The sequence below is a fragment of the Atopobium sp. ICM42b genome (assembly GCA_000564995.1).
Taxonomy (GTDB): domain Bacteria; phylum Actinomycetota; class Coriobacteriia; order Coriobacteriales; family Atopobiaceae; genus Lancefieldella.
On sequence record JDFH01000002.1, the window covers coordinates 112170 to 133324 of the forward strand.

Sequence of the window (21155 nt, forward strand, 5' to 3'; positions counted from 1 at the left end):
CCGTTAGTTACTAGTCTATCAGGGAAATCTGATCCATGGTGAGCTCAACCGGAGTCTCGCGACCAAAGATGGTGAGCATAACCTTGATCTTGCCGGACTCTGCGTTGACCTCAGAAACAGTTCCGTCGAAGTCAGCGAGAGGACCAGAAAGAACGTGAATTGCCTGACCGACCTCAATATTGGTTGCTGTACGCTTAGGTACAGGGCTACCCGTCTTCATACCGCCGCGACGCATGATCTTATCGAACTCATCACGACGCAGAGGAACTGGCTTGCCGTCAATGCCAACAAAACCAGTTACGCCTGGGGTGTTGCGAACAACAGCCCAAGTATTGTCATCCAGCTCCATGCGAACAAGAACGTAACCTGGAAAAACCTTAGACTCTTTGGTCTCGCGCTTGCCGCCGTCCTTGACCTCAGTAACTTCCTCAGTAGGAATCTGAATATCAACAACAGCACGCTCAAGGCCATAGGTCTCAATACGGTGCTCAAGGTCTGTCTTTACCTTGTTCTCATAACCTGAATAGGTGTGAACTACATACCAGCGCTTAGCCATTGATTATCCCCTCAGTCCAGTAAAGGCGACGAGACCAGCAACAATGCCAGTATCAACCAGCCAAGTTACCAAGCCAAAGAAAATGATTGTTGCAATTACGGCTACAGAGAAACCAGCAAGCTCAGAGCTTGAAGGCCACACAACGCGGTGCATTTCTGTACGAACGCCTGCAAAATAAGCACCCAGGCGGCCAAAGAAGCCAGGGTTAGCGTTACGCTGAATGGACTTCTCCTGCTTCTTTGCCTCGACCTTAGTGGCCTTAGCAGAAGCTTCAGGAGTAGCTTCAGCCTGAAGGGCCTCACGCTGGGCGCGCTCTTCTGCGCGAGCCTTACGTGCGCTCCTCTTATTGCGCTCCTTATTTGCCATCCTACGCTCCCTTGGATGTTATACCTACATACAAACCGGCCAACCCTTATGGGAAGGCCGGTGAAGTTATCTGGCAGGCCAGGAAGGACTCGAACCCTCAACAAACGGTTTTGGAGACCGCCGCTCTACCATTGGAGCTACTGGCCTAGAACGAACCCACCTAGCCTAGCGGGTCTCGCGATGTACCGTGTGCTTGTGGCACCATGGGCAGTACTTCTTCAACTCCATACGATCTGGGTTGTTGGACTTATTCTTGTCCGTAGTGTAATTACGACGCTTGCACTCAGTGCAGGCGAGAGTAACGAGTGTACGCATTGATCCTCCTGAACACGGTCACGAGATGTATTCTCGAAATGTGACGCGGTTGCTTAGGTTAGCACCCACTACCCAGAGATGTCAATACTTTTCTCTAATTACTCTAGGCGTTCACATATTTTTTCTCGACAAAAAACCCGGCGCGCAAAAAGCACGCCGGGCAAGTTAGCAACTTTAAAAGAAGTTACTCGATGACGGTGGAAACACGGCCATCGCCGACGGTGTGGCCACCCTCGCGGATAGCGAACTTCAGACCCTGCTCAAGAGCGATTGGGTGAATGAGCTCGCAACCAACGGTGATGTGGTCGCCAGGCATAGCCATCTCTACCTTGCCACCGTTTGCATCGGTGAGCTCGTAGATGTCGCCGGTTACGTCAGTTGTACGGAAGTAGAACTGTGGACGGTAACCAGAGAAGAATGGGGTGTGACGGCCGCCCTCTTCCTTAGTAAGAACGTAAACCTCACCGGTGAACTTCTTGTGTGGAGTAACGGTACCAGGCTTGCAGAGAACCTGACCGCGCTCGATGTCCTCGCGCTTAACACCACGAAGAAGAATACCAACGTTGTCGCCAGCCTCGCAGAAGTCCATGGTCTTACGGAACATCTCAATGCCAGTAGCAACAGAGTTCTGAGTTGGCTTAATACCAACGATCTCGACTGGATCGTTGAGCTTGAGCTCACCACGCTCAACACGGCCGGTAGCAACGGTACCACGACCAGAAATGGTCATGACGTCCTCGATTGCCATCAGGAATGGCTTCTCGTTGTCACGAGCTGGTGTTGGGATGTAGGAGTCAACAGTGTGCATGAGCTCACGGATGGACTCAACCCACTTCTCCTCGCCGTTAAGAGCGCCGAGAGCGGAACCACGGATGATTGGAAGGTCATCGCCTGGGAAGTCGTACTCAGAGAGAAGGTCACGGGTCTCCATCTCGACGAGGTCGATGAGCTCGTCATCGTCGACCATGTCGCACTTGTTCAGGAAGACGACGATGTAAGGAACGCCGACCTGACGTGCAAGAAGGATGTGCTCACGAGTCTGAGCCATAGGACCATCGGTTGCAGCAATAACGAGGATTGCGCCGTCCATCTGAGCTGCACCAGAAATCATGTTCTTGATGTAGTCTGCGTGGCCAGGGCAGTCGACGTGAGCGTAATGGCGCTCCCAAGTCTCGTACTCAACGTGAGCAACGGAAATGGTAATACCACGCTGACGCTCCTCTGGTGCCTTATCGATGTTCTCGAAGGCGGTATAGTCTGCCTTGCAGCCCTCGGTCTCAGAGAGAACCTTGGTGATTGCTGCGGTAAGGGTAGTCTTACCGTGGTCGACGTGACCAATGGTACCGATGTTTACGTGTGGCTTTGTGCGGTCAAACTTTTCCTTGGCCATTGCCAATCCTCCTTCTGGAACTAACCCTCGGGCTAGACCGTGGTGAAAAAACGTCTGTTTATACTCAACGGCGCAAATGTCTAGGACATGTACGCCGTAAAGAGTCTGGTACCGGCGACTGGATTCGAACCAGTGACGTCACGGGTATGAGCCGTGTGCTCTAACCAGCTGAGCTACGCCGGCATAAATGCCGCTTGAAAAATGGAGCCCGCGACCGGATTTGAACCGGTGACCTCTTCGTTACCAACGAAGTGCTCTACCTACTGAGCTACACGGGCGTGGTGGGGATACTTGGACTCGAACCAAGGAACCCAGAGGGAGCGGATTTACAGTCCGCCGCAGTTGCCGCTGTGCCATATCCCCAAATACCGTTTTCAAGCACTCTTGAAGCAATTGTGTACGCTGTTTACCTTGCGGTTTAACGTACGCAGGAAGTCTAGTTGAACTTCTGTATTACCTCGTAAGCGGGAAAATATTACGATTGAATAAAAATCTTGTCAACGTAATCCACCCAACCGGGCGTATCTTATCAAATATTTTCCACAATTCCAAGCGATTTTCTCGCCACAACTTCAAGCGGGTTTCTTGCCACAACTCCACCGATTTTCTCGTCACACTCCAAGCGGGTTTCTTGCCAGACGCATACGGGCTTTTACGGTTGTCTATAGGAGCCGTACGCGATACGTCGCGAATGCCCTAAAATTTGCACGAAAAAAGCCAGGCAATGCCTGGCTGAAAATTCAAGTGGTGCCGCCACCAGGCTTCGAACCCGGGACCTACTGATTACAAGTCAGTTGCTCTACCAGCTGAGCTATAGCGGCATCAAGTGCAGAGGCTATTCTATAGACTTTTCTGACTTTGGTCTAGTCTCAATTTTCGAGAAATTTTTCTCCACAAACTGGTCGATGCAGCATGTAGGAGCACTTCCCTTTTGTGGGGTGAACTTTGCGCAAATATGCTGTCTGGTCAAGTTTGTTCAGCCTGAAAACCACATCATGTCTGAGTGAAACAGCTCAGACATGGCGAGAAAATAAGGCAAATAACTCAGACTTGGTGCGCTTTTCCGGCAAATCATTCAGATATGGCGAGAAAATCAGGCTCCATGGAGGGGCAATCTCGCGCGCGCTTCAAAGTCCGCCTGAAAAGTGCAAAGAATCTGTATTTGAGCCACCGATTCTTTGATGAAATCAGGCAAATCCACCGATTCTTTGCTGTTATCAGGCAAATTTTACAGATTCTTTGCAGAAATCAGGCGCGCTGATTGCGCCCAGGCGCGCCGGACGTATTGGTGCGGTCGAGCACGTTAGCGCATCGCGTGCGTGAGACGCTGACCTGGTCACCTATTTGCCCAGAAGCTTCCAGAGTTTCTCACGTTGTTCTGGAGAAATGCGGTCTTCAAGCGTCATGCGCGTACTGACCTGATCGCGACGCATCTCTTCGACAACGTTATCTGCCTGGGAAATCTCGTGGACCAGAGATGCGCTTGCAATGCGCGTGACCTCGCCGGGGCCAAAGCCGGCTGTGGCACGAATGTCCCTGTCCGACGTGACCAGAAACACCTTGCGACCAGCCTCTCGCGCGTCCGTGACCAGGCGCTCGATGACGCTATCCGCGGACTCCCCCGTCTCGGAAAAAACCAGCTGCACGCCAGCGTGGGTGCGCTCCGGGCGCTCGTCGTTTACGTTTCCCTTTCCGTCGAACACAATAACGGCCTCGTAAGTGCCCTGCGCAAACGTGGCAACGTCAGAAATGAGCGCCAAACGGGCGCGATAAAACGGATCGGTGTTGAGGTGATAGGCTCTCTCAGCAGCGGTTTCTTGTGCAGAAGAGCCACGCTCATCCAGCAACGCCTCATAGCGAGGAGTTGCCAACATGACGTTATAGCCATCGACTACAAGCAGCGATTTTTTCTGAGCCATACCTTACGCTTCCTGGGCTTCCTGGGCTTACGCTTCCTAGGCTTCCTGGGCTTACGCTTCCTGAGTCCTGCGGAGCCACTCGTAGCACATGACCGTCGTCGCCTGAGCAACGTTCAGGGACTCTACCTGGCCAAACTGAGGAAGTTTGCACGTAAAATCGCACTTCTCGAGCATAAGGCGAGAAATTCCTGAACCTTCAGAGCCCATGACAAGTGCAAGGCGACCTCCCATAGGAGCCTCCCACACGGACTGAGTGGCATGCTCGGTAGAACCACATGTCCAAAAACCTGCAGCTTTGAGCTCTTCAAGAGCGCGTGGCAGATTAGAAACCTGAGCAATTGGCAGGTGAAGCACGGCTCCTGCGGATGTCTTATATGCTCCAACGCCGACTCGGGCAGCGCGAGCGTTTGCAATGACAACGCCGGCCGCGCCAACTACCTCGGCACTTCTTACAATTGCACCAAAGTTTCCCTCGTCAGTGACGTGATCCAAGACCACAACCAGAGCGTTTTCTGAACCAGCGCGCTGGATGATTTCAGAGAGGTCAGCGTAAGCAAACGGCTGCGTACGGACAATAACGCCCTGGTGAGCGCCGTGGCTTGAAAGCGAGTCAAGTACGGGCTTTGCAACACGCTCGACAGGAATACCCTCCTGCTCAAGCTGACGTGCAAGCGCCTCAATTTCTTGGTCTTTCTGTCCACTTGCAGCCTGTACCAGCGCATTCTTCAAAGGGATACCAACGGTCAGCGCCTCTGCTACTGCGCGACGACCTTCGATAAGATCGGTTGCAGGCTTCTTGTTGCCGGGACGTCCAGCGCCAGCGCCTCGCTGTCCACCAGCACCAGCACCTCGTTGACCGCGAGTGCCTTGAGCTGCACGTGTGCCTTGTGCGGAGCGGCCGCCCTTTGAGCTCTGGCCATTCTTGGTGCCGAAATAACCGCCCCAGTCGGCAGCCTTCTTGGAGCCGCGACCTGTGCCGCTGCGACCTGCGCCGCTGCGTCCCGAAGCTCCACCGCGACCTGCAGCTCCACCGCGACCAGTAGCGCCCTCGGAGCGTATATTTTTAGAGGTAGAACGCTGATTTCTTGCCATAGTTAGTCTGCCTTACGCTTGAGTCGAGCGCCAGCGGCGGTATCTTCAATCAAAAGTCCAAGCTCGGCAATGCCGTCTCTAATTTGATCAGCAACTGCCCAGTTTTTCTGGGAACGAGCCTCCTGACGAGCAGCAAGCAAAGCCTCTGCAGCCTCGTCAGCTGACGCGCCCTCATAGCCTGCCACCTGGGCGGCAAGCGTCACAAGCTCTTCTGGTAAATCAGAGGTAGAGGCTGCCTGAGTCAAATCAATTCCCAAAGCTCCCGTGAGCTCGCACAACATATCTGCTGCACGGAGAACAGGACTTGCACCAACGTTCTGGCCAACCTCTGCAAGATACGTATTTGCAGCAGTTACCAGGGCAAAGATAGCAGCGAGTGCTCCTGCGGTGTTGAAATCATCATCCATCTGAGCGTCAAACTCGCTCTGAGCTGTATTGATTGCCTCGGCAAGCGTGCTATCAGCGTCGGAGAGTTCGTGCTGAGCAGAAGACTGCTTGAAAGCCCAGCGGAGATTTGCAACGCAGGTCTTCATACGCTCAAGCGTACCAACGGTGCCCTCAAGGCGCTCAAACGAGAAATCAAGTGGTGCACGATAGTGCGTTTGAAGCATCAAAAGTCTTACTGCATCTGCAGGGTACTTGTCCAAAACTTCCTTGAGTGTGTAGAAGTTGCCCAACGACTTGGACATCTTCTCACCGTCAACGCGAAGCATTCCGGTGTGCATCCAATAATTGGCGAGAGGAGCGTGCCAAGCGCAAGATGCCTGAGCGGTCTCGTTCTCATGGTGAGGGAATACCAGGTCAGAGCCACCGCCGTGAATGTCAATTGGAGTGCCCAGGTAGCGATGAATCATCGCACAGCACTCACTGTGCCAACCTGGACGACCTTCTCCCCAAGGGCTTGGCCAGCTAGGCTCACCAGGCTTAGCAGCCTTCCAGAGTGCAAAGTCAAATGGGTCGCGTTTCTCGTCATTAACCTCAACGCGCTCACCTGCACGAAGCTGATCAAGATCGCGGCCAGAAAGTACGCCATAACCATGGTCAGAACGAACCGAGAAATACACGTCGCCCGAAGGCACCGCGTAAGCATGGCCCTGCTCAATCAAAGATTGAATCATCTGTAGCATGGCTTCAATCTCGTGCGTTGCACGAGGACGAATATCTGGATCTAGAATATTGAAGCGATGCATCTGCTCGATAAACGCCTGAGAAAACTCTTCAGAAACCTCTTGAGCAGTCCTTCCCTGCTCAATGGCGCGCTGAATAATCTTGTCGTCAACATCGGTCAGATTCTGGGCGAAAGTAACCTCAAAACCCTTATGCATCAGATAACGGCGAATAACGTCAAACGAGAGGAAGGTACGGGCGTTTCCGATGTGAATCTGATCGTAAACCGTAGGACCGCACACGTACATGCGGATTTTACCCTCGTCGATTGGCTTGAACTCTTCTTTTTTATGCGTCTGAGTGTTATAGACAAGCATGCATACTCCTCGCAACCATTGTGTATTGGTGTAAGTATAAACGGTTTATGGAAAACCTTTAAGTTCCATACCTTACTAATCAAGATTCAATTTTGTTACCGTTCACGGATTAGTACTGGATTGTTTTTTTTGTTTTATTAAACTTGATGAACAAAAAATTTAAAGAATTTATATTTGAATCAAAACTGCAAAGAACTAGAAGGCAAAAAAATCTTGCTCTTAACAACTTCAGAAGGTGATTCGAATGAGTAAGTTTTTTAACATTACCCGCTACTGTATATCTACCATTCTGGATAAGGGCAGTCTTGCGATTTATCTCTTTCTGGCATTTTTTTCACAGCGCTTACGGTGATTCAACCGCTTCTTGTTGGATTTGTGATTAATCTATTTATTGCAGGAACAACTTGGAACGAAATACTTTTCTATTGCGCTGTAGTTGCCGCACTAGGAATCCTTATTGCCGGCTGTTCCTATCTTGCTAAAACACGCTATTGTCAGTTACAAATTGATTCTTCGTTTACTATTGAGCGACAGCTGATTGACAAGATTCAACATGCAGATTCATCATTTTTCTCGTCATATGATTCTGGACATTACCGCCAGACAGTAAATAACGATTCTAATGACGTTTCGATTTTTATACTTACACAATGTGTGAGCTTTGTAACAACTATGGTCTCTGTCTTAGGCACACTGGCAATTATTTTATATTTGAACCCATTAACCGCTCTTGTAACAGTTGTTCTGTTGTTGGTGAGTTTTATTATCTATAAGCAAATCCAAGATGCGGCTTATAAAAGATACAAAGAATCCAAAGAACTGAAATCACAGTATGGATCTATTGAGCTTTCCCAATTCACAGACGTAGATTTTATCAGGCGTCATTCTCTCTTTGAGCGTTTCTTTAATCAGCACTATGCCGTCAATCAAAAACTTCGTAGTGCTATTCATGAGCAGTACAAATTGGAAATTGGCGTACAAGAATTAAACAATGCTGTGATTGCCGTATTTCAAGCCATTGTGTTTATTACCTGTGCATATCAAATTTTCCTTGGAGCACTGCAGCCTGGCTATATTGCAACCATTTCAAGCTATTTTGTATCGCTTTTGGGCTCTATTACGCTTCTTATGGAATTTGGCATGGCTTATCAGAGTATTACGGTAAGTCTTGATCGAATTGAGCAGATTCTTGATTTACCTCAAGAATCCGTTGGTAACATCGTTCCATCAGAGGACGTCAATCAAATTACCTGCACAAATGTATCTTTCTCTTATCCACATTCAAATAAAGTGCTGATGAACAACTTGTCTTGTAGTTTTGCAAAAGGAAATATATATGCCATCACCGGTGGAAACGGTACAGGCAAATCAACATTTCTGAAGCTCATTAATGGAGAGTGGTCTTCTCACTTATCGGGCACTATTGCTATTAACGAGGACTTACTAGCTCAAATTAATCAATATGAACTCCGAAAAAATACTCTTGGATTTACCGAACAAGAGCCAAGCATTGTTGACGATACGGTAAGAAATAATCTGACCCTACTCTGCAAAAAGCAGCCAACAGATGAAGAGATAATCAGCTATATCAAGCTGTTCAATTTGGAAAAATTGCTGCTTGGAGACGATCAAAATCTTGATGTCCGCCTTGTTGAACGAAGCTCTGCTATCTCTGGTGGAGAAAAGCAAAAGATTGCAATTATCCGCATGATGCTTATGAATCCAAGTGTTATGTTGCTTGACGAGCCAACTTCTGCATTAGATCAAAACAGTGTTGATGTTCTTCTTAATCTTCTCAAGAAGGTCAAGCAGGACCACATAATACTTCTCATATCTCATGACCCTAAAGTGGTGGAGGCAGCCGACCATATCGTAGAGCTATAACTTATTGCGCGCTACGTCCCAGCAGTACAACTGCCCAGGCAGCAATGCCTTCTTGAGTGCCCACAAAGCCAAGGCCTTCGGTGGTGGTTGCTTTTACACCAACTTTATCTGGCGAGACACCCATGACCTCAGCCATGCGGTTTCTCATAGCGTCGCGATGAGGAAGCAACTTAGGTGCTTGAGCTGCAACAGTGCAGTCACAATCCAGAAGCTCAAAGCCCTCATTACGAACAAGATGCATAACATGGGACAGGAGCACCATAGAATCAGCACCCTCATAAGCAGGGTCTGTATCGGGGAAAAGCTGGCCAATGTCGCCGGCACGCACGGCTCCTAACAGGGCATCCATAAGTGCATGAGCCAAAACATCGGCATCGGAGTGGCCGAGAAGACCTTTGGTGTGCTCAATTTTGATGCCACCTAAGATAAGATCTCTACCCTCTACCAGGCGATGAACATCGTATCCGTGGCCAATTTTAAGCTCTGGTATGCTCACTCTACAGCCCCACTTCCGGTTGCGCCTTCTACCAGGCGACGGCTGAGCGTAGCCTCAACAATTGCAAGGTCAGACGGGTACGTGACCTTCACGTTTTCTCGTTGTGACTCAACGCACAACACCGTAAGACCAAGTCGCTCAACTAACGACGAGTCATCGGTTCCCTGGTAGCCTTCCTGACGAGCTACCTCGTGGGCTTCAAGAAGCGTGCGTGTCTTGAACACCTGAGGGGTTTGAGCAGCCCAGAACGTTGAGCGGTCAGGCGTATCTACAATGGTTGCACCATCTACGCGCTTTAGCGTATCAGTTGCGCGGTGAGCCAAAATTGCTCCCGCAATCTTAGGCGACTTGCGAACTGTACCAATGACCTGCTCAATAGTCTCTACCTCAATGAGCGGACGAACCGCGTCATGAACAGAAACAAAATCATATCCGGCAGGCACTACCTGGAGCGCATTGTAAACCGATTCCTGTCTGGTGGCACCAGACGTTGCAAAGTGAACAGGCTTGTGGAGTACAAGCTTGCCCAAAACACCCTCTTGAACTGCAGCGCGTTTCTCGTCAGAGCAAGCAATCACAATGTGAGCCACGCTGGGTGCGTGATCAAACGCAAGGATTGACCAGCTCATCAGCGGAAGTCCGCAGACAGAAATAAACTGCTTGCCGTCAGGATACCCAAAGCGCTCGCCAATGCCGCCGGCCACAATGACGGCAACGGTATCGGATTTTGCTCCATGAGTTGTGAGGCGAGAAGGACGTGGCTTTGACACGACCTTTGCACAGGTGCTGCTTGCAGCCATTATTCTGACTTACCCCACATTCTGCGGAGACTGTTAGCAAGTGCACCGGGGTTCTCGACACCCAGAGATTTGAGGCTTGATGTATCGTTTTCTGCAACGTGAAGCAGCTGCTGCAGGTTGTCGTAGGCGTCAACAATTCTGGCCGCAATCTCATCGTTGACCACATGAACGCGGGAAAGCGTGCGCAGGCCCAGAGGCTCCATGGACGCATCTTCTCCGCGGCCATCGGAGTAGCCAAGAATCTGGCCAACGCTTTCTGCGGAGCGGAGCTCGGTGTTGGCCGTCTCGTGGAAGCGGCGGCGAATAGCACGCGCTTCTTCAGCGGAAGAATCTACAGCGTAGTCGCGAATCATCAGGTTGTAAGCCTCGTCGATACCGCCCAAATATTCCTCACGCTGCATAGCGGTGGTTTTTCCCTCGCTACCTAGCTCCAAAAGACAAGAATCAAGCTGGTCAGCGGCACTCAAAAGCACCTCAAACAGGTAGAAGATGCCTGCTACATCGCCTAGGGTGACATAGTTATCAAGCTCAAGAGCAGTCAGGCGCAGAAGCGCACGATCAAGCTGCTGGCGTGTATTTTGCATAGCAACCGAAAGCTGGTTGACGGTAGACATAATGGCTGGTACTGACTTCAGCGGAATAACGTGACCATTAACGTAGACCGTAATCAACGAACGGCGAGAAGACACTGCAATCACAATAGACTTGGTGAGCAAGCTCATGCGAGCAGCAGTACGGTGACGAGTGCCTGTCTCTGCAGTTGGAAGCGTTGCATCAGGATTGAGGTGGAAGTTGGCACGCAAAATTCTGGTGAGGTCTTTGTCCACCACCACAGCGCCGTCCATCTTGCAGAGCTCAAACAATCGATTTGCCGTGAAGGAAACATCAAGTTTGAAACCATCTCCGCCCGCAGCAAGGACGTTTTCTGTATCTCCCACACAAATGAGGGCGCCCAAGCGGCCAGCGATAATCATGTCCAGTGCAACGCGGAGCGCTGTACCAGGGGCAGTCATCTTCAGAGCGGTGGCAATACGGTCCTCGTTTTCTGTTGCGCTTGGATCAAGTTGCGTTGGCTCCATGGCTCTCCCTCAATTACTTGCAGCTTACGAGCTGCGTTTTGCGATCTGGTACGTTTACGGCTTCAGTTTGTTTCAACATTTCAAGTATACGGTTTTGTTGCCGGCGCGTGTAGTGACGGTTTGGAGAAGACGGGTTTCTCGCCGGGCGACTGGGTGAGCTGCTCGACGGGTTTCTCGACAAGAGAACTGAGCGTTTTAGCTGCGATACAAAAAGACCCGAGGCAGAACCTCGGGTCGGAGTGTCTTACTCGGCGGAGGACATCAGGTCGGACGAACCGCCTGCACTACCTTGTGGCAGCGAGGATGGGCCCATGCTGACATCCATCTGGTCAAGCTGTGCCATGGTCTCTTTCTTGCGAGGCTCAGGAATGACGCCCGTGGTCTTGGTGAACACAAGCTTCTTACCCTCAGCATCAACATCAACAGCAACAATGTCGCCTGCGTTCCACTGGCCAGAGAGAAGCTCCTCAGACAGTGGATCTTCAATCATCGACTGAATGGTGCGGCGCAGCGGACGAGCACCGTAGACAGGGTCGGTTCCGTCTTTGGCAATCAGATCCTTTGCGGCCTCGGTGAGCTCAATGGACATGCCGTTGGCAATCAAGCGATCGCGCAGCTCAAGAACCATGAGGTCAACAATGCCACGAAGCTGCTCGGTAGAGAGCGACTTGAAGACAACAATCTCGTCCACGCGGTTCAAGAACTCTGGACGGAATCCGCGCTTGAGCTCGGACATAACACGGCTGGTAATCTCTTTGTCGGAGAGTCCCTTAGAGCCTTCTGACGAGAAGCCCATGGTATTGGTACGGGCAATCTCGCGAGCACCAATGTTGGATGTCATGATGACAACCGTATTAGAGAAGTCCACGTGACGACCTTGACCGTCAGTCAGGCGGCCCTCGTCCAGAATCTGCAACAAGATGTTGAAGACGTCTGGATGTGCCTTCTCAATCTCATCAAAGAGCAGGACAGAATATGGACGCCTGCGGACAGCCTTGGTGAGCTCGCCACCCTCATCGTAGCCCACGTATCCTGGAGGTGCGCCAACCAGCTTAGCTACGGTGTGACGCTCCATGTACTCGGACATGTCGTATGAAAGCAGGGCATCTTCAGAGCCAAACAGGAACTCTGCCAGGGCTTTTGCAAGCTCAGTCTTACCTACACCGGAAGGGCCTAGGAAGATAAAGGAGCCGCCAGGGCGCTTAGGGTCTTTGAGAGGACTACGGCTTCTGCGGATTGCCTTTGCAACCTTAACAACAGCCTCATCCTGACCAACAACGCGCTGGTGAAGGATGTCTTCTGTACGAAGCAGCCTTGAAGCCTCAGTCTCGGTGAGGTTAGAAACAGGAACGCCGGTGATGCCAGAGACAACCTTTGCAATATCGTCCTCGTCAACGGTAACAATGTTCTTGTCCAGCTGCTCACGCCACTCAGTCTCCAGGCGATCCCTCTCTGCTACCAAGGATTTCTCCTGGTCACGAAGACGAGCTGCCTGCTCAAACTCCTGAGCGCTTGCTGCCTCGGATTTCTGGGTACGAACGCGGAGAAGATCTGCGTCTACCTGGGCAATCTCTGGTGGAAGGCTCATCTTGTGGATGCGTGCGCGGGCGCCAGCTTCATCGAGGACGTCAATTGCCTTGTCTGGCAGGAAGCGATCCTGGATATAGCGGCTCGAAAGCACAACAGCAGCCTTAATAGCAGCCTCGGTGTAGTGGACGTGGTGGTGCTTCTCGTAGCGGTCCTGAAGTCCGTGAATAATAGAAATGGTGTCGTCGTTGTTTGGCTCGCCGATGTTGACAGGCTGGAAACGCCTCTCAAATGCAGCGTCCTTCTCGACATGTTTACGGTACTCTTCTGCCGTAGTTGCGCCGATGACCTGGATTTCTCCACGAGACAGCGGCGGCTTAAGGATGGACGCAGCGTCAATGGAGCCCTCTGCGGAGCCGGCGCCAATGACGGTGTGAATCTCGTCAATGAAGAGGATGTCATTCTTGGATTTCTCCAGCTCAGCAACAACCTTCTTCATGCGGTCCTCAAACTCACCGCGATACTTGGAACCAGCTACCAGACTTGCCAGGTCAAGCGTCCAAACCTGCTTTCCGCGCAGGATGTCAGGGACGTTGCCGGATGCAATGAGCTGAGCCAAGCCCTCAACAATGGCGGTCTTACCAACGCCGGGATCGCCCAGGATAAGTGGGTTGTTCTTCTGGCGGCGGGCAAGAACCTGCATGACACGCTCAATCTCGCGGTCACGACCGATGACAGGGTCAAGCTTTTTATCTGCGGCAAGCTTAGTAAGGTTGCGGCCAAACTGCTCCAACATGGAAGCGTCGTCATTTGCATTAGGACGCATCTGACCAGCGCCAACAGGCATGCCAAAGATGCCACCCTCAATACGAGGCTCTGCCATACGAGGACCAGCAGGTGCATCTTCTGGAGTCTGGGCAACCAGCTCATCAACGGCGTTTCTTACGGCGTCGCCCGAGACACCCATGGTACGCAGGGCATCCATAGCACGACCGTTACCCTCGGATACAATACCCAAAAGTAGGTGCTCAGTTGCAATATAGCTCTGACCGTGGGTCATGGTTTCTCTATACGCGTCCTCTAGCACGCGTTTTGCGCGCGGAGTAAACGGAATGTGGCCGCCAGGAATAGGGTCTCCTGCGCCCGTGGTGAGCTCTTTTACGGTTGCCAGAGCCTCGTCATACGAGACCTCTAGCTTAGCCAAAGCCTGAGCAGCAATGCCCTCCCCCTCTTTGATGAGAGCAAGTAGCAGGTGCTCGGTACCGACATACATCTGGCCAAGACCGCGAGCCTCGTCCTGAGCCAAGCTCATGACTTTACGCGCTCTGTCAGTGAATTTATCAAACATGTGCTGAAACCTCTCAAAACTCTCTATATATTTCTGATTTATACCCATCAGAAGGCTCTGCAAACATACGACTCGCGTTGGATTTTTCTCCTTCGTACGAACCACACAAAAAGCCCGGTACCTGCAACGAGCGGATACCGGGCTGATGTGTTTGTGTGCTGCGTGGGGCAGCTAAAGTTCCAAGCTCTTAGCGTTTCTCGGGCTTGAGCTGTGGGAAGAGAAGGACGTCGCGGATAGAAGGCTGATCGCAGAAGAGCATCATCATGCGGTCGATACCGTAGCCGATACCGCCCGCTGGTGGCATGCCGTACTCAAGTGCGCGGATGAAGTCGTAATCGTACTCCATGGCCTCCTCGTCACCCTGACGCTTAGCCTCCATCTGAGCAGCAAAGCGCTCCTCTTGGTCAACAGGGTCGTTGAGCTCGGAGTATGCGTTTGCGTACTCTGCGCCGCAGATAATGAGCTCAAAGCGGTCGGTCAGGCGAGGATCGTCTGCCTTGCGTTTGGTGAGCGGAGAAACCTCTGCAGGATAATCGCAGACAAAGGTTGGGTTTACGATGCTCTTCTCGCCAAGCTCATCGTAGATCTCAAACAACAGCTTGCCGGCCTGCCACTCTGGGTTCCACTCAATCTCATAGCGGTCCAGGACTGCACGGAGTTTCTCGACAGGGGTGTCAATGGAGAGCTCCTCGCCGGTGACCTCGGACGCAATCTCTGCCAGGGACGCAACGCGCCAGTTGCCGGAGAGGTCAACCTCGGTGCCCTGGTAGGTGATGACCTCGTGGCCCTCCTCGCAGCCGCAAGCCTTGCGAGCAATCTCCTGGAAGAGGTTCTGGGAAAGCTCGCGCATGCCGGCCAGGTCAGAGTAGGCGGCGTATGCCTCCATAGAGGTGAACTCTGGGTTGTGCGTGAGGTCGGTGCCCTCGTTTCTGAACTGACGACCAAGCTCGTAAACGCGCTCAAGTCCGCCAACAAGCAGGCGCTTCAGCGGAAGCTCGGTTGCAATACGCAGGTAGTTCTCGGTGTTCAGCGCGTTGTAATGCGTAATGAACGGCTTTGCGTTTGCGCCGCCAAGAATCTCCTGGAGAACAGGGGTCTCAACCTCCATGTAACCGTCTGCCTCCATGAACTGGCGGATGATGGAGATGATCTGGGAGCGCTTGCGGAATACGTCGCGGACCTCGGGGTTCATAATGAGGTCAACGTAGCGCTGGCGATAACGAACCTCGCGGTCGGTGAGGCCGTGGAACTTCTCAGGCAGAGGACGCAGCGACTTGGAGAGGACCTCCAGCGAGGTGACTGCCAGGGAAAGCTGGCCACGGCGCGTACGCATGATAGCGCCGGTTGCGCCAATGATGTCGCCAAGGTCGAGAAGACCCAGGAGCTCCCAGTTCTTCTCGTCAAGGTTGTTGATGCGGCAGAAGAGCTGAATCTGGCCGGTATAGTCCTCTACCACGACAAACGCGATCTTGCCCTGGTTGCGGATGGCGCGGACGCGGCCGGCGACGGAATAGACTTCCTCGCCAGTCTGGCCATCCTCGAGGTCAGCGTAGCGCTCCTCCAGCTCAGCGACGTGAGCGGTGACGGTGGACTTGATTGGGTATGGGTCAACGCCGGCGTCAAGCAGTGCCTGGCGGCGGGCTTTGCGCTGGGCGCGCTCGTCGTTGATGGAAGCCTCTGGGGTGACCTCGGTTGCGTCGACGTTCTCGGCGGCGGTTACGTCAGCGGCGGCCGAGCTACCAGCGATGTTGTTCTCTACTTCGGACATGTATCCTCCACGTAAAAACGCCCCGCGCCAGACGGACACGGGGCGACCAAAATCTTTTGTGCCAGTCTAGCGAGTAATAGAGGTAATGGTGTACTTCTTCACCTTGCCGTTTGGCGTGGTGAACTCAACCTCGTCGCCCTTCTTATGACCAATAAGAGCCTCGCCAGCTGGGGACTCGTTAGAGATCTTGTGCTCAAGGGAGTTAGTCTCAGTAGTACCAACAATTACATATTTAGTTGTCTTGCCTTTTGCATCAGCAAGCTCGACGGTTGTGCCGATTGCAACGGTGACGTTGCGCTTGCTGCCGCCCTCGACAACCTTTGCGACGGAGAGAATCTGGCGAATTTCGTTGATGCGGGACTCGTTGTGAGACTGCTCTTCTTTTGCAGCGTCATACTCGGAGTTCTCAGAAAGGTCACCAAAACCACGGGCCTCTTTGATGCGCTCAACAATCTCGTCGTGTTTCTCGCCCTCACGATAAGCCAGCTCATCGACAAGCTTCTGACGGCCTTCTGGGGTAAGTACAATCTCTTTAGTAGTGTCCATCGTGTTCTTTCTGTTGATGGGTCAAGTAGGTCTATACGTGTGAGATGGGGTTACTCAGCCTTTTTGGACTCTTCGTCCTCAACGAGCTCAGCCTCTGGCTCCTTGGCTTCTTCCTTGGTCTCAGACTCCATGCCCTCACGAACGCTCTTGACGGTCTCGCCGACAGCCTTGCCGAGCTTTGGAAGGTTCTTAGGTCCAAAGAGAACCATGACGATAACAACAATAATCAGAAGCTCAGGAATACCAAGTCCTAAAATCATATAAACCCCCAGAAAATCTTTTCCTGTAAAAGCGTTCAGAAAAAACGCCGTATCGGCTAGTATAACCGAGGGAAACCTTACTAACAAGGAATTAACATGGTCTTACATGATTTTTGGACATTTTTTATCTGGTCGACCGTAGCGGGGCTTGCCGTTATTGGCATTTACCAGCTATTTCTGTTAATTCTACGCGCTCGAGGCGTTTTTGTGACTCGTACCAAATTTGGCCTCACGATGATCTTTGACTCCGAGGACGCCGACGGTACGCCCATTAGGCTGCTCAACGTTAATGGCACCTTCCAGTCCGTGAGCTACATTGCACCTGAGCTGCGCTTTGAGCCCTGCGTCCACTATCACCGCATGATGGCGAAGGTTATCCAGCAGGTGGCACCAGAGGGTCACGTTGTAGTTATGGGAGGCGGAGGTTTCTCGCTGCCAAAGTACCTGGCTACGCACATGAGCGGCGCTACCATTGAGGCGATTGAGATTGATCCAAAGATTGTTTCGCTTGCGCGCGAGCATTTCTTTTTGGACGAAGCTCAAGCTGCGGCTTCAAGTGAACTGTGTATTGTCGAGGACGACGCATGGAAGGTTCTGCAGAATGCAGAAGCCGGCAGTATTGCCGTGCTGGTAAACGAGGTGTTTGCTGGTCGGAAGTCGCTTGGACCCCTGGGAACAGCGGCTGGCGCGCAAGTGGTTAAGGAAAAGCTTGCGTCTGGCGGAGTTTATCTGGCCGATGTTCGCTGTCCGCTGGAAGGCCGCGGATCTGCGCTACTTCCCCAGGTTGCGGACGTGTTCGCACACGAATTTGCGCATGTCGCGTATGTGCCCGAGTGGCCCGATACTCCTAAAACCCCAGGTAACAATCTCTTAATTGCAACCGATGCGAACATTGCGCTGCCCGAAGGCGCTGTTGTAGTGAAATAGCATCACTTTGAGGGCTGACCGCTCTCCAGTTGACCGAGCAACTTCCAATCACCCGAGGAAATCGCATATTCCGCCTTGTTTATGCGGAGTTTTGTATCAAAATTTCAACCCACAAAATCTGACCCCCTCTTTTGGGTAAAAAATCCGTTTAGTTGGAAGTCAAATCACGATTGTGGAAATTCTTGACTTGCGTTTGCGCAGGTGGCAAAAAGTGTCCAGATTTCACTATTTTTGTCCAACGAAAAACCGCAGGTAAATGGTGTGCATAAAAATCAACCGCCGCTGCATATTCCAACTAAACGCATTTTTTACCACTTGCACCTCGAGCGCTCAACAAAACCGCAGTTGGCGTTAATTCTGTCTTACTTTTCTCCGTTAAAACGATCCTCACAAAAGAATTTGAAAGTACGGCCTTGGGATTTGAAAACGTCGCCTTGTCGGATTAGCAAAATTTATATATGCACAGGTGAACATATATGTTCTACAAGAAAATTTTTTCTAAAAAGAAGGAAATTTCTTCTAATTCTCGTAAATACATAACAGGATATGGGTATTGTTATCACAAATAGAGCAGAACACAATCCACACGAATTGCTCTCGAGCTTATTTCATAGCTGCTGTTTTGCTACAGGAATATGTGCTTCCTATGCCTCGAGTCCTCAAGTGTTAAGCACTTCCACGCCAACCTCTGTGCTGTGTTTCAACTCTAAAGTAAATCGATGCACTAAGGAGGCATCATGAAGACAGGTTTTGAACTACTGAATGATCCGTTTTTGAACAAGGGAACCGCTTTTACGCAGGAGGAGCGCCAAAAATATGGCCTGGTAGGCCTTCTTCCTCCTAACATCCAGACCATTGAGGAGCAGGCAGAGCAGGCATACGTACTCTTCCAGCAGTACCCTGACCTCGAAACTAAGCGTCACTACCTGATGAGGCTTTTCTCCGAGAACCGCACGTTGTTCTATAACCTGTTCTCAAAGCATGTCGAAGAGTTCATGCCTATCGTCTACGATCCAACCATCGCGCCTGACATTGAGCAGTACTCCCAGCGCTACGTTGACTCGCAGTACGCATGCTTCCTATCCGCCGATCGTCCTGAGGACCTTGAGACCTCACTGAAGAACGCAGCCGCAGGTAGAGACATTGACCTGATTGTTGTTACCGACGCAGAAGCCATTTTGGGCATCGGCGACTGGGGCACTAACGGCGTTGAGATTTCCGTCGGTAAGCTCATGGTCTACACCGCTGCAGCTGGCGTTGATCCAAACCGCATCATGCCTGTTGTTATCGACGCCGGTACCAACCGCCAGGAGTTGCTCGATGACCCACTGTACCTGGGCGAGCGCCACAAGCGTGTCGACGAGGACCACTACAACGCCTTCATTGACAACTTTGTATCCACCGTCGAGAAGCTCTTCCCTAACCTCTACCTGCACTTCGAGGACTTCGGCCGCTCGCATGCCGCCGCAATCCTGGACCGCTACAAGAACACCTACCCCGTCTTCAACGACGACGTTGAGGGCACTGGCATTGTCACCCTCGCAGGCATCCTCGGTGGCCTCAACATTTCTGGCGAGAAACTCGTCGACCAGGTATACCTCTGCTTTGGTGCAGGAACTGCTGGTTGCGGCATTGCTGAGCGTGTACTGCAGGAGTTTGTTGACCAGGGAATGGATCGCGAGGAGGCTCGCAAGCGCTTCTACCTGGTAGATCGCCAGGGCCTGCTCTTTGACGACATGGACAACCTCACTCCACAGCAAAAGCCTTTTGCGCGCAAGCGTTCTGAGTTCGCAAACGCTGATGAGCTCACTAACCTGGCAGCGGTTGTAAAAACAGTCCACCCAACAATCATGGTTGGTACCTCTACCGTTCACGGTGCCTTCACCGAGGAGATTATCCGCGAAATGGCAGCTCATTGTAAGCGTCCAATGGTCTTCCCTCTGTCCAACCCAACTAAGCTTGCGGAGGCAACCGCCCAGGACCTGCTTACCTGGACTGATGGTCGTGCACTTGTGGCCTGCGGCGTTCCATCCGATGACGTGGAGCTGAACGGCGTAACCTACCAGATTGGTCAGGCTAACAACGCTCTGATCTACCCAGGTCTTGGTCTAGGCACTCTCGCATCAAAGGCTCGCCTGCTCACGGACCAGATGATTTCCCTCGCAGCTCACTCGCTTGGCGGAATCGTCGACACCACAAAGCCTGGAGCTGCAATTCTTCCTCCAGTCTCCAAGATTACCGAGTTCTCCGAGCGTATTGCTGTTGGCGTTGCAGAGGAGGCAATTAGGCAGGGTCTGAACCGCGAGCCAATTGCCGATGCAAAAGAGGCAGTTGACGCCCTTAAGTGGTTCCCTGTCTACAAGGAGTTAGAGGCATAGTATGTCTGTCTTTTTGACATCATTACAGAATGTGCTGCCTATCATTTTGATTATTGTGCTTGGCTATATTCTTAGGAAGATTAACTGGCTCAATGAAACATTTGCTGGTCAGGCGTCAAAGCTCATCATGAATGTGGCACTTCCTGCATCAATTTTTGTAGCGGTCCTAAAAAACTTGTCCCTCAACCAGCTACTCCAGCTTGGTCCATCAGTGCTCATTGCTGCTGTTAGTTTTGCTTTGTCATATGTTGCAGGATTTTTGGTTATCAACGTTTTCCGCGTCCAGCCAGGTCGCCGAGGCTTGATGCTCAATACCTTTGCAAATGCCAACACCATCTTCATTGGTATGCCACTGAATCTTGCGCTTTTTGGCGAGCACGCTGTGCCGTACTTTTTGGTGTACTACATCATGAACACCATTTCTACCTGGGCAATTGGAATCTTCTTCATTTACGGTGATCCACTGCCAACAGAAAATGACGGCGAGAAAAACAGTGCAGTGGAGCACAAATTTAACATCAGCAAATTGTTGCCACCACCATTGATTGGTTTCTTGGTTGCCCTCGTTTTTCTCGTGTTCAGCATTCCTGTTCCAGCAGTTCTAAACACTGGCCTCACCTATTTAGGCAATCTGGTAACGCCACTTTCGCTGATTTACATTGGCATTATTTTGCAGGAGACAGGACTTTCAAGCATTCGAATTGATCGTGACACAGCAGTCACGCTCATTGGTAAATTTGTCATTGCCCCACTTATTATGGTCGGCGTAATTACAGCATTTACCGGCGTATTTGGTGCACAGAACGTTCTTGAAACGAGGACGTTTATCATCCAAGCTGCAGTTCCAGCACTGACCGTCCTGCCAATTTTGGCAAACGAAGGTAAGGCTGACGTCAAATTTGCAACTAACGTTGTTGCAACTTCAACAGTGCTTTTTGCGATTGTCATCCCTATCGTAATGACTATCATCGGCTAACTGGCGCTGTAAACAGCACTTTTACGCACAACAAAGCCTCTTCT

General features: G+C 51.5%; 18 protein-coding genes and 5 tRNA genes. 4 read left to right on the forward strand and 19 right to left on the reverse strand.

Annotation, left to right across the window (positions count from 1 at the left end):
- Positions 1 to 10 precede the first annotated feature (10 nt).
- The 12 genes from nusG to cysS form a co-directional block, all read right to left on the reverse strand.
- Positions 11 to 556, reverse strand: a complete 546-nt coding sequence (gene nusG, locus HMPREF1493_RS00610) for a transcription termination/antitermination protein NusG (RefSeq protein ID WP_012809259.1) — start codon at positions 554 to 556, stop codon at positions 11 to 13.
- Between the two features lie 3 nt (positions 557 to 559).
- On the reverse strand, positions 560 to 922 hold the full coding sequence (secE, locus tag HMPREF1493_RS00615; protein WP_035426979.1) for a preprotein translocase subunit SecE: 363 nt from the start codon (positions 920 to 922) through the stop codon (positions 560 to 562).
- 71 nt (positions 923 to 993) lie between these two features.
- Positions 994 to 1069, reverse strand: a tRNA-Trp gene (locus tag HMPREF1493_RS00620).
- Between the two features lie 18 nt (positions 1070 to 1087).
- Complete coding sequence (rpmG, locus tag HMPREF1493_RS00625; protein WP_012809261.1) at positions 1088 to 1237, reverse strand: 50S ribosomal protein L33; 150 nt, start codon at positions 1235 to 1237, stop codon at positions 1088 to 1090.
- Positions 1238 to 1421: 184 nt separating this feature from the next.
- Positions 1422 to 2627: an elongation factor Tu gene (tuf, locus tag HMPREF1493_RS00630; protein ID WP_035426981.1), complete on the reverse strand. Its 1206-nt coding sequence runs from the start codon at positions 2625 to 2627 to the stop codon at positions 1422 to 1424.
- A gap of 106 nt (positions 2628 to 2733) precedes the next feature.
- Positions 2734 to 2810: transfer RNA gene (locus HMPREF1493_RS00635), tRNA-Met, on the reverse strand.
- Between the two features lie 19 nt (positions 2811 to 2829).
- Positions 2830 to 2905 (reverse strand) — tRNA-Thr (locus tag HMPREF1493_RS00640).
- A gap of 1 nt (position 2906) precedes the next feature.
- Positions 2907 to 2990: transfer RNA gene (locus HMPREF1493_RS00645), tRNA-Tyr, on the reverse strand.
- Positions 2991 to 3372: 382 nt separating this feature from the next.
- Positions 3373 to 3448, reverse strand: a tRNA-Thr gene (locus HMPREF1493_RS00650).
- Positions 3449 to 3967: 519 nt separating this feature from the next.
- The gene (locus tag HMPREF1493_RS00655) at positions 3968 to 4546 is read right to left on the reverse strand and encodes an NYN domain-containing protein (RefSeq protein ID WP_035426983.1); all 579 of its coding nucleotides are present in this window, start codon (positions 4544 to 4546) and stop codon (positions 3968 to 3970) included.
- Between the two features lie 51 nt (positions 4547 to 4597).
- Positions 4598 to 5638, reverse strand: a complete 1041-nt coding sequence (gene rlmB / locus HMPREF1493_RS00660; RefSeq protein ID WP_035426985.1) for a 23S rRNA (guanosine(2251)-2'-O)-methyltransferase RlmB — start codon at positions 5636 to 5638, stop codon at positions 4598 to 4600.
- Between the two features lie 2 nt (positions 5639 to 5640).
- Complete coding sequence (gene cysS / locus HMPREF1493_RS00665) at positions 5641 to 7122, reverse strand: cysteine--tRNA ligase (RefSeq protein WP_035426987.1); 1482 nt, start codon at positions 7120 to 7122, stop codon at positions 5641 to 5643.
- Between the two features lie 327 nt (positions 7123 to 7449).
- On the opposite strand from cysS, the gene HMPREF1493_RS00670 reads away from it, so the two are divergent.
- Positions 7450 to 9006: an ATP-binding cassette domain-containing protein gene (locus HMPREF1493_RS00670; protein ID WP_286127384.1), complete on the forward strand. Its 1557-nt coding sequence runs from the start codon at positions 7450 to 7452 to the stop codon at positions 9004 to 9006.
- 1 nt (position 9007) lies between these two features.
- Here the strand turns inward: HMPREF1493_RS00670 and ispF are convergent, their stop codons facing one another.
- The 7 genes from ispF to tatA form a co-directional block, all read right to left on the reverse strand.
- Positions 9008 to 9496: a 2-C-methyl-D-erythritol 2,4-cyclodiphosphate synthase gene (ispF, locus tag HMPREF1493_RS00675; protein WP_035427083.1), complete on the reverse strand. Its 489-nt coding sequence runs from the start codon at positions 9494 to 9496 to the stop codon at positions 9008 to 9010.
- Between the two features lie 2 nt (positions 9497 to 9498).
- Positions 9499 to 10302 carry a 2-C-methyl-D-erythritol 4-phosphate cytidylyltransferase gene (ispD, locus tag HMPREF1493_RS00680; RefSeq protein WP_051485198.1) on the reverse strand — a complete coding sequence of 268 codons (804 nt, stop codon included), beginning with the start codon at positions 10300 to 10302 and terminating at the stop codon, positions 9499 to 9501.
- Complete coding sequence (gene disA, locus HMPREF1493_RS00685) at positions 10302 to 11381, reverse strand: DNA integrity scanning diadenylate cyclase DisA (RefSeq protein ID WP_035426993.1); 1080 nt, start codon at positions 11379 to 11381, stop codon at positions 10302 to 10304. The genes ispD and disA overlap by 1 nt, the downstream gene beginning before the upstream one ends.
- A 244-nt stretch (positions 11382 to 11625) precedes the next feature.
- Positions 11626 to 14256, reverse strand: coding sequence for an ATP-dependent Clp protease ATP-binding subunit (locus tag HMPREF1493_RS00690; protein WP_035427085.1), 2631 nt, complete (start codon positions 14254 to 14256; stop codon positions 11626 to 11628).
- Positions 14257 to 14443: 187 nt separating this feature from the next.
- The gene (lysS, locus tag HMPREF1493_RS00695; protein ID WP_035426994.1) at positions 14444 to 16024 is read right to left on the reverse strand and encodes a lysine--tRNA ligase; all 1581 of its coding nucleotides are present in this window, start codon (positions 16022 to 16024) and stop codon (positions 14444 to 14446) included.
- Positions 16025 to 16090: 66 nt separating this feature from the next.
- Positions 16091 to 16570 carry a transcription elongation factor GreA gene (greA, locus tag HMPREF1493_RS00700; protein ID WP_035426995.1) on the reverse strand — a complete coding sequence of 160 codons (480 nt, stop codon included), beginning with the start codon at positions 16568 to 16570 and terminating at the stop codon, positions 16091 to 16093.
- 50 nt (positions 16571 to 16620) lie between these two features.
- Positions 16621 to 16830, reverse strand: a complete 210-nt coding sequence (gene tatA, locus HMPREF1493_RS00705; RefSeq protein WP_035426996.1) for a twin-arginine translocase TatA/TatE family subunit — start codon at positions 16828 to 16830, stop codon at positions 16621 to 16623.
- A 207-nt stretch (positions 16831 to 17037) separates the two neighbouring features.
- Here tatA and HMPREF1493_RS00710 point away from each other — a divergent pair, with 207 nt between their 5' ends.
- From HMPREF1493_RS00710 to HMPREF1493_RS00720, 3 genes are all read left to right on the forward strand, one after another.
- On the forward strand, positions 17038 to 17757 hold the full coding sequence (locus HMPREF1493_RS00710; protein ID WP_232215474.1) for a spermidine synthase: 720 nt from the start codon (positions 17038 to 17040) through the stop codon (positions 17755 to 17757).
- A 737-nt stretch (positions 17758 to 18494) separates the two neighbouring features.
- A complete protein-coding gene (locus tag HMPREF1493_RS00715; RefSeq protein ID WP_035427001.1) occupies positions 18495 to 20135 on the forward strand; it encodes a malolactic enzyme in 1641 nt (546 codons plus the stop codon).
- 1 nt (position 20136) lies between these two features.
- Positions 20137 to 21111, forward strand: a complete 975-nt coding sequence (locus HMPREF1493_RS00720; RefSeq protein WP_035427003.1) for an AEC family transporter — start codon at positions 20137 to 20139, stop codon at positions 21109 to 21111.
- Positions 21112 to 21155 lie beyond the last annotated feature (44 nt).

Excerpts from the sequence above, each read along its gene's own strand:
- nusG (WP_012809259.1), bottom strand. The coding sequence starts at position 556 with ATGGCTAAGCGCTGGTATGTAGTTCACACCTATTCAGGTTATGAGAAC.
- secE (WP_035426979.1), bottom strand. The coding sequence starts at position 922 with ATGGCAAATAAGGAGCGCAATAAGAGGAGCGCACGTAAGGCTCGCGCA.
- rpmG (WP_012809261.1), bottom strand. The coding sequence starts at position 1,237 with ATGCGTACACTCGTTACTCTCGCCTGCACTGAGTGCAAGCGTCGTAAT.
- tuf (WP_035426981.1), bottom strand. The coding sequence starts at position 2,627 with ATGGCCAAGGAAAAGTTTGACCGCACAAAGCCACACGTAAACATCGGT.
- HMPREF1493_RS00655 (WP_035426983.1), bottom strand. The coding sequence starts at position 4,546 with ATGGCTCAGAAAAAATCGCTGCTTGTAGTCGATGGCTATAACGTCATG.
- rlmB (WP_035426985.1), bottom strand. The coding sequence starts at position 5,638 with ATGGCAAGAAATCAGCGTTCTACCTCTAAAAATATACGCTCCGAGGGC.
- cysS (WP_035426987.1), bottom strand. The coding sequence starts at position 7,122 with ATGCTTGTCTATAACACTCAGACGCATAAAAAAGAAGAGTTCAAGCCA.
- ispD (WP_051485198.1), bottom strand. The coding sequence starts at position 10,302 with ATGGCTGCAAGCAGCACCTGTGCAAAGGTCGTGTCAAAGCCACGTCCT.
- disA (WP_035426993.1), bottom strand. The coding sequence starts at position 11,381 with ATGGAGCCAACGCAACTTGATCCAAGCGCAACAGAAAACGAGGACCGT.
- HMPREF1493_RS00690 (WP_035427085.1), bottom strand. The coding sequence starts at position 14,256 with ATGTTTGATAAATTCACTGACAGAGCGCGTAAAGTCATGAGCTTGGCT.
- lysS (WP_035426994.1), bottom strand. The coding sequence starts at position 16,024 with ATGTCCGAAGTAGAGAACAACATCGCTGGTAGCTCGGCCGCCGCTGAC.
- greA (WP_035426995.1), bottom strand. The coding sequence starts at position 16,570 with ATGGACACTACTAAAGAGATTGTACTTACCCCAGAAGGCCGTCAGAAG.
- tatA (WP_035426996.1), bottom strand. The coding sequence starts at position 16,830 with ATGATTTTAGGACTTGGTATTCCTGAGCTTCTGATTATTGTTGTTATC.
- HMPREF1493_RS00715 (WP_035427001.1), top strand. The coding sequence starts at position 18,495 with ATGAAGACAGGTTTTGAACTACTGAATGATCCGTTTTTGAACAAGGGA.
- HMPREF1493_RS00720 (WP_035427003.1), top strand. The coding sequence starts at position 20,137 with ATGTCTGTCTTTTTGACATCATTACAGAATGTGCTGCCTATCATTTTG.